The sequence below is a fragment of the Candidatus Eisenbacteria bacterium genome (assembly GCA_035577985.1).
Lineage (GTDB): Bacteria > Desulfobacterota > Binatia > DP-6 > DP-6 > DATJZY01.
Genome location: DATJZY010000038.1, coordinates 1 through 6,125, shown reverse-complemented (window position 1 = coordinate 6,125; position 6,125 = coordinate 1). Strand labels below are relative to the sequence as shown.

Below are 6,125 nucleotides of genomic sequence, written 5' to 3'. Positions count from 1 at the left end.
GCCGCGGCCCCGTGTGATCCCGAGCCGTCGGCCTGCGAGTCCGTCACCACGACGACGGGCGGCGGGACGACCACGACGAGCACGACCATGCCGTCGGGCGGCTCGATCCTGAAGGGCGCGCTCGTACCCACCGTCGGGCGCTTCAACTACAACCTGAGTCTCGGGCTGCCGGGAGCGAACAGCGCCTGCAACACGAACTTCACGGGCACGCACGCGTGCACGTACGCGGAGCTGCAGTCCGCCGCGGCCGCGGGCGACCTCGTCGGTCTGCACGACACGGCCAGCGGCGTCGTCACCTCCTTCTGGGCGATCGATCCGACGGCGGCCGCGCTCTCGCAGTGCAACGACGACGCCATGGGCGGCTCCGGCCTCAATTGGGAATACGGAACCGCGCACACCGCTTCGCGAGGTCAGAAGGTGCCCCTCGACAATGCGGCGGGCACACTGGGCGCGCTCCAGACCGGTCTGCAGTGCAACTTCTCGGGTTCGAGCTCGGTGGGCTGCTGTCAGTGATGCGCGCGGCGTCGCCGGCACGAGAGTGCTGGCGACGCCGGCTCCTCTCCGTCGTCGCCGCGCTCTGCTGCTCGACCTTTCCTCCCGGCGTCGCGTGGGCCACGACGTCCTGCGCCACCCCGGGCTCCGGCTGGTGCGTGGCGCGCCGCTTCGCAGGCACCGTGCCGCAGGGTGAAATCGGGTTCCGCTTCGGCGAGCCGCTCGACGTCGACGGCGACGGCCGGGCGGACCCGGCCGCCGGCGCCCGCTTCAAGCTCCAGCAGGGGACGCTCCAGAACGGGAGCGCGACGGTGTGGTCGGGCGCGAGCGGCACGCCGATCCGGGAGTGGGACGGCGACATGCCGGACGGTCTGTTCGGCCACTGGGTGATGCCGGTCCCCGACGTCTCCGGCGACGGGCTCGCAGACGTGGTGATCGCGGCTCCCCACGCCCCGGTGGACGGCCGCATGCGGGGCGTCGTCGTCGCGCGTTCGCCCAAGACCGGCGAAGAGATCTGGCGACGCCCGGAAGCCGAGAGCGAGAACCTCGGATGGGACCTCACGCTCGCCGGCGACGCCGACGGCGACGGCCATCCCGACCTCTTCGTGGGTGCACCCGCGGCCGACGGCGGGCGGGTCTACCTCCTGAACGGCAAGGACGGCACCGTGCTGCGGACGTACCTTCCGCAGGACGAAGGCGGGTCCTTCGGATGGTACGTCGCCCGGCTCGACGATCTCGACGGCGACGGGCGCGCCGACCTCGTGGTCGGGGCGCCGTACGCGCGCCGGCGCGACGGCACGAAGGTCTCCGGAGCGTCGGTGTTGTCGTCTGCCAGCGGCAAGGAGCTGCAGCACTGGCGGAGCACGGACCCGCGCGGCGGTTTCGGGAGCGTCGTGGCGGCGGCTCCGGATCTCGACGGCGACGGCAAGGCCGATGTCGTCGTGGCAGCGCCCGGGACCGAGGATCAGACCCGCTCGATCCCCGGGGAGCTCTACATCTATTCGAGCGGCAGCGGGAAGGAGCTGCGACATTGGTCGGGCCGGCAGCCGGGCGAGCTGTTCGGGCGCATGGTCATCGCGGCGGGCGATCTCGACGGTGACGGCGTCACGGATCTCGCGATCGGCGCGCCCTGGTATCGTCGCGACGCCGACGACCGCGTGGGCCGCGTCGAATTTCGCTCGGCGCGTAGCGGCGCCGTGTTGGGCGAGCTCGCCGGCGACGAGGCGGACTCCTGGTTCGGCTGGCACATGCGGCCGGCTCCCGATCCCGACGGACACGGTCGCCCGGCGCTCCTCGTGAGCTCGCTCCGTCACCCCGTCGGCGGCAAGCTCGGTGTGGGCGTGCTCGACCTGCTGGTGCTGCGTCCCGCGAAGGACGCGGGCGCTCAGGGCACGACGACGCGCGGCGCACGCCGCAGCGACATCAAGTAGACGCGAACGGCCGCCCGGTCGTCCCACGAGAGCGCCGCGAACGCGGCGCGCGCGGCGGCGCCTTCGCCGTCGTGTCCGGCGATCGCATACTCGAGGCTCGGCGCGCGGCCGTCGTGGAGGTAGGGCGCCGAGTCGGCGACACCCCACAGGCGCGGCGTCAGGTACATCTGCGTGGCGACGCCGTTCTGGACGTGCCTGGCGGCGTTGCCGGGGCCCATGTCGTGGCGGCGCAGATCGCTGAACAGCCACACGGGATAGCCGCCGAGGCGCGGATCGTATCGCAGCCCCGGCTGCCGCATGCTACGCGACAGGTCGATCGGCGGGAGCCCGTCCAGCTCGAGCATGGGGCTCTCGAGGACCATCATCGGCTGGTGGCAGCCCGCGCAGCCGGCCGCGTGAAACCGATCGCGCCCGCGCTGGAAGTCGGCGGCGAAGCTCGTCGTCGTCGGTGGGAGGAGGTTCGTCGCCGCCGCCGGGATGCGACGGTCCTGGATCATCGGCTCGACGATGGGCATCTCGAGGAGCGCCAGATGGACCGTGAGCGCCTCGAAGGGACCGCGCCCGAGCTCGTCGCGGATGCCGTCGCCGTCGGGGTCGCCCGGATCCTTGCCGTCGCCGAGCCGTTCGCGCACGCCGCTCGCGAGGAGCCGGTCGCTCTGGACGCCCATGTGGACCTGGAGCGCCTCGCTGGCGAAGTCCGAGAAGTCGGCGAGCGTGCCCTTCCAGCCGAAGGGCTTCACGACGAGGTCCGCGTCGATGCCCTGGAGCCCGGATCCGTCGACGTCGCCCTTCGCGCTCGCGCGCAGGACGCCGAAGTCGACGCCCTTGGCGGCGAGCCGCGCCTCGCGCGTCGCGCCCGCACGCGCGGCGTCGCGCACGAGGTCGGCGCGCTGCTGCTGGAGGGCGTGCGTCATCTCCCGCCCGAGCGCCATGACGACGCCCGGCGCGACCAGCGCGGGCGGGTTGCGCGCGTCGCCGCTGCCGGGACGCTCGCCGTCGCCGTCGAGGAACGCGTTGTCGGTCTCGGCGCCGGCGCCGTCCGGACCGCCGATCCAGTGGCACGAGGGGCAGGAGATCGTCTCCGGCCCGCCGAACAGGTCCTGGTGCACGCGACGGAAGGGGCCGGTCGGCGCACGGGCGGCGTTGCCGCTTCCCAGCCCGTCGGCGAAGTCGAACTCGTGCTCGAAGAGGAGCTGCCCGCGATCGGCGACCTCGTCGAGACACACCCACCCGGCGGCCAGGCGCGCCGGGTCGAGCTGCGTGCGCATCTCGCGCATGAAGAAGCCCGGCTCCGCGGCCTCGCGCAGCCGGAGCTCCTGGCGGCGCGCGGCCAGGCGGTGCGCCTCGCGGCCCGCTTCGAGGCCGAGGGGCGCCGGCCGCTCGACCGGTGGGCAGCTCGCACGCCACGCCGGTCGGTCGTCGGGCTCGCCGCCGCACGCGACGAGGAGCACCGTCGCGGCGATCATCGCACACGCGCGTCGAGTCATGGGACGAAGAGCTTCGGCTGTCGCGAGAGCGACGTCAGGAAGACGCGGACGCTCGCGCGTCCGTCGTGGTCGAGCGCCAGGTACGCGTCGCGCGCCGCGGCCGCCTCGCCGCCGTGGAGCACGATGGCGTCGTTCACCGTCGGCGCGCGCCCGTCGTGCAGGTACGGCGCCGTCTCGGCGAGGCCCCACAGCGGGCGCGTGAGGAACACGCTCGCCGGAATCGTGCCCTGCGCCGCCGGGCTCGCGAGCCCGGGTCCCATGTCGTGACGTTTGAGGTCGCTGAAGAGATTCACGAGGTAGCTCGTGGTGCTGCCCGCGTACTTGGGCTCGATCTTGGGACCGTCGCCGTCCTTGGCGACGTCGATCACGAACGGCGGGCGGTCGGGTCCGGCGGGCTGCCGCGCGTCGAGCTTCGGATCGTCGAGCTCCAGCACGGGGACGTGGCAGCCGGCGCAGCCGATCTGCTCGAAGCGCGCGCGGCCGGCGGCCCACATGTCGAGCAGCCCCGGATCGCGCGGCGGACGCATGACCGGCACCTCGAGCTGCGCGAGATAGCCGACGACGGTCGTCAGCATGCCGTCGTCGATCTCGAGCGACACGCCGTCTTCGTCGGTGTCCCACCACGGCCCCGGGCCGTACGCCGCGGCGGGGAGCGTGCCGTCGCGCACGGCGAGCTGGGCGCGCTTCGAGAGCAGGCCCTGGTGGATGTGGAGCGACTCCTCGGCCATGTCGCGCAGCGTGGCCTGGTGTCCCTTCCAGCCGAACGGCCGGATCGTGAGGTCCGCGTCGACCCCCTCGATCCCGTGGTCGTCGACGGTGCCGTCGGGCCGGGCGACGATCCGCCCGAACGAGACGCCCTTGGCAACGAGGGCCTGCTCGATGGGACGAGCCTCCTTCGCCGCGCGCTCGCGCGCACTCGCCGCCTGCGCCTGCAGCGCGGCGCTCATCTCGCGCGCGAGACACGCGATCGGACCCAGGCCGAGAACGTGCGGCGCGTTGCGGACGTCCGCGCTGCCGGTCCGCTCGCCGTCACCGCGCAGGAACGCGATCTGCGTCTGGGTGCCGCTGCCGTCCGGACCGCCTTTCGAATGACAGCCGAAGCACCCGAACGCGTCGGGTCCGCCGGCCGCGCCGCGCTGGATGCGGCGGAGCCGCGGCGTCGTGTCGGGGTTCCGGTCGCCCTTGCTGCCCCAGCCGTTCTCCGGCCGGAACGGATAGGCGAACAGCTCGTCGCCGACGACGAAGAGCGCGTCGATGCCGAGCGTGCGGCGGTCGAGCTGGCCGTCGGTGAGCGTCGCGTGCTCGACCAGCTCGCCGGGATCGCGCGCGTCGAGCACCCGGTCGAAGCGCTCGCGGTGGCGGAGATCGACGGCGTGCTCGAGGTCCTGCACGAGCACGGTGTCGTCCGGGACCGCGGCCTCGTCGATCGCGAACGCGGCGCTCGGCGGGACGGCCGGACCCTTCGCGCGAACGGCGCGCACGCCCAGCGCGAGACCCGCGAGCGCGAGCGCCGTCCCGAACCCCAGCGCCGCGAAGCGCTGCACCCGTCGCCGTCGCGGGTCCGACACGAGCGTGCACCCTAGCAGGACGCCCCCGCCATGGCGACGGAAAAGCGGGCGATCGCCGGCGAGCAGCGCCGGTCGGGGCGTTCAGGGATACACGCCCGGCTGACCGAGGCGAGTCACTCCGTTCCTCGCCGGGTCGAGCACGCTGGCGGACGGCCGCGTCAGTTCGTCTTCATCGTACGCCGCCACAGGTCGGTGCAACTGCGCACGGTCTCGACGTCGGTGCTCGTCTTGGTCGCGACCTCGTCGGCGCTGAGCCCGCTGTTCTGATCCAGGACCGCCACGATCTTCGCGCAGCCTGGGGCCATCTTCTGGCCGGCCGCGTTGGCGTCCTTCGGCGCCGGCTTGTCCTTCATGCCCGCGCGCCACTGGTCCATGCAGTTGCGCACCGTCTCGACGTCCGTGCTGGTCTTGCTCGCCACCTCGTCCGCGCTGAGCGAGCCGCCGCTCTGATCCATCACGGCGGCGATCTTCTCGCACCCGGGCGCGACGCCTTGTCCCGCCCGCGCGACGGCGAGCGGTGACAGGATGCACGCGAGCAGCACGATGCCTGCGTTCCGTCGAATGTCCATGCGATGCCCTCCTTGGGCCCTCGCGTAGCGCGGATGGTTGGCGGAGGGCAACCTCCGCCACGTGCGCTGTCTGCGTAGTCGTCTTCCGCGCGATCGGCGGCGTCATGACGCGGCCGGAAGCACGATGGACTCATCGCATCGATTCAGACTCTGCGTGATGGAATTCGGCTTGCCGACGCAGAAAAGGTTGACACTCGCGCGAGCGCGGGTCTATGTCTCGCCGCAGATCCGCAGTCTCGCTCCAGGAGCGGTGTAGGGGGGAATGTTTTACCACCTGGTGCTCGGGTGCCTTCGAGAGGGCAAGCCGCGTCACGGCTACGACGTATGTAGCGAGCTGCGTACTCGCACCGGACTGCAGGTCAACCCTGGCAACGTCTACCGCGAGCTCGCGAAGCTCGCCGCGCACGGACTGATCGGTGCAACGGCCAATCCACCCGATGCCGACCCGCGCAGGAATCCGTACACGATCACCGACGGAGGTCGAACCGCCTTCGACGGGTGGCTGCGGTCGCCAGCCACACAAGACGAGGAGCTCTCGGCGTGGGTGGCCTTTCTCGATCGCATCCCGCCAGCGGAGAT

6 protein-coding genes are annotated in these 6,125 nt (G+C 72.4%); 3 read left to right on the top strand and 3 right to left on the bottom strand.

What is annotated here, in order from left to right:
* Both VMS22_06000 and VMS22_05995 read left to right on the top strand, forming a co-directional pair.
* On the top strand, positions 1 to 513 hold a 513-nt coding region (locus VMS22_06000; protein ID HXJ33578.1), incomplete at its 5' end, for a hypothetical protein.
* Positions 513 to 1,922 (top strand): FG-GAP-like repeat-containing protein, encoded by a 1,410-nt coding sequence (locus VMS22_05995; protein ID HXJ33577.1) that lies wholly within the window; start codon positions 513 to 515, stop codon positions 1,920 to 1,922. The genes VMS22_06000 and VMS22_05995, both read left to right, overlap by 1 nt.
* Here VMS22_05995 and VMS22_05990 read toward each other — a convergent pair.
* From VMS22_05990 to VMS22_05980, 3 genes are all read right to left on the bottom strand, one after another.
* Positions 1,877 to 3,409 (bottom strand): di-heme oxidoredictase family protein, encoded by a 1,533-nt coding sequence (locus VMS22_05990; protein HXJ33576.1) that lies wholly within the window; start codon positions 3,407 to 3,409, stop codon positions 1,877 to 1,879. The genes VMS22_05995 and VMS22_05990 overlap by 46 nt on opposite strands.
* Positions 3,406 to 4,977, bottom strand: coding sequence for a di-heme oxidoredictase family protein (locus VMS22_05985; GenBank protein HXJ33575.1), 1,572 nt, complete (start codon positions 4,975 to 4,977; stop codon positions 3,406 to 3,408). Before VMS22_05985 ends, VMS22_05990 begins: the two co-directional genes overlap by 4 nt.
* Before the next feature lie 158 nt (positions 4,978 to 5,135).
* Entirely contained in the window at positions 5,136 to 5,546 is a 411-nt protein-coding gene (locus VMS22_05980; GenBank protein HXJ33574.1) for a hypothetical protein, read from the bottom strand.
* 262 nt (positions 5,547 to 5,808) lie between these two features.
* On the opposite strand from VMS22_05980, the gene VMS22_05975 reads away from it, so the two are divergent.
* A partial coding sequence (locus tag VMS22_05975) for a PadR family transcriptional regulator (protein ID HXJ33573.1) occupies positions 5,809 to 6,125 on the top strand: 317 nt, incomplete at its 3' end.

What these genes read in the sequence shown, in the direction of transcription:
- VMS22_05995 (HXJ33577.1), top strand. Translation starts at nt 513, where the DNA reads ATGCGCGCGGCGTCGCCGGCACGAGAGTGCTGGCGACGCCGGCTCCTC.
- VMS22_05980 (HXJ33574.1), bottom strand. Translation starts at nt 5,546, where the DNA reads ATGGACATTCGACGGAACGCAGGCATCGTGCTGCTCGCGTGCATCCTG.
- VMS22_05990 (HXJ33576.1), bottom strand. Translation starts at nt 3,409, where the DNA reads ATGACTCGACGCGCGTGTGCGATGATCGCCGCGACGGTGCTCCTCGTC.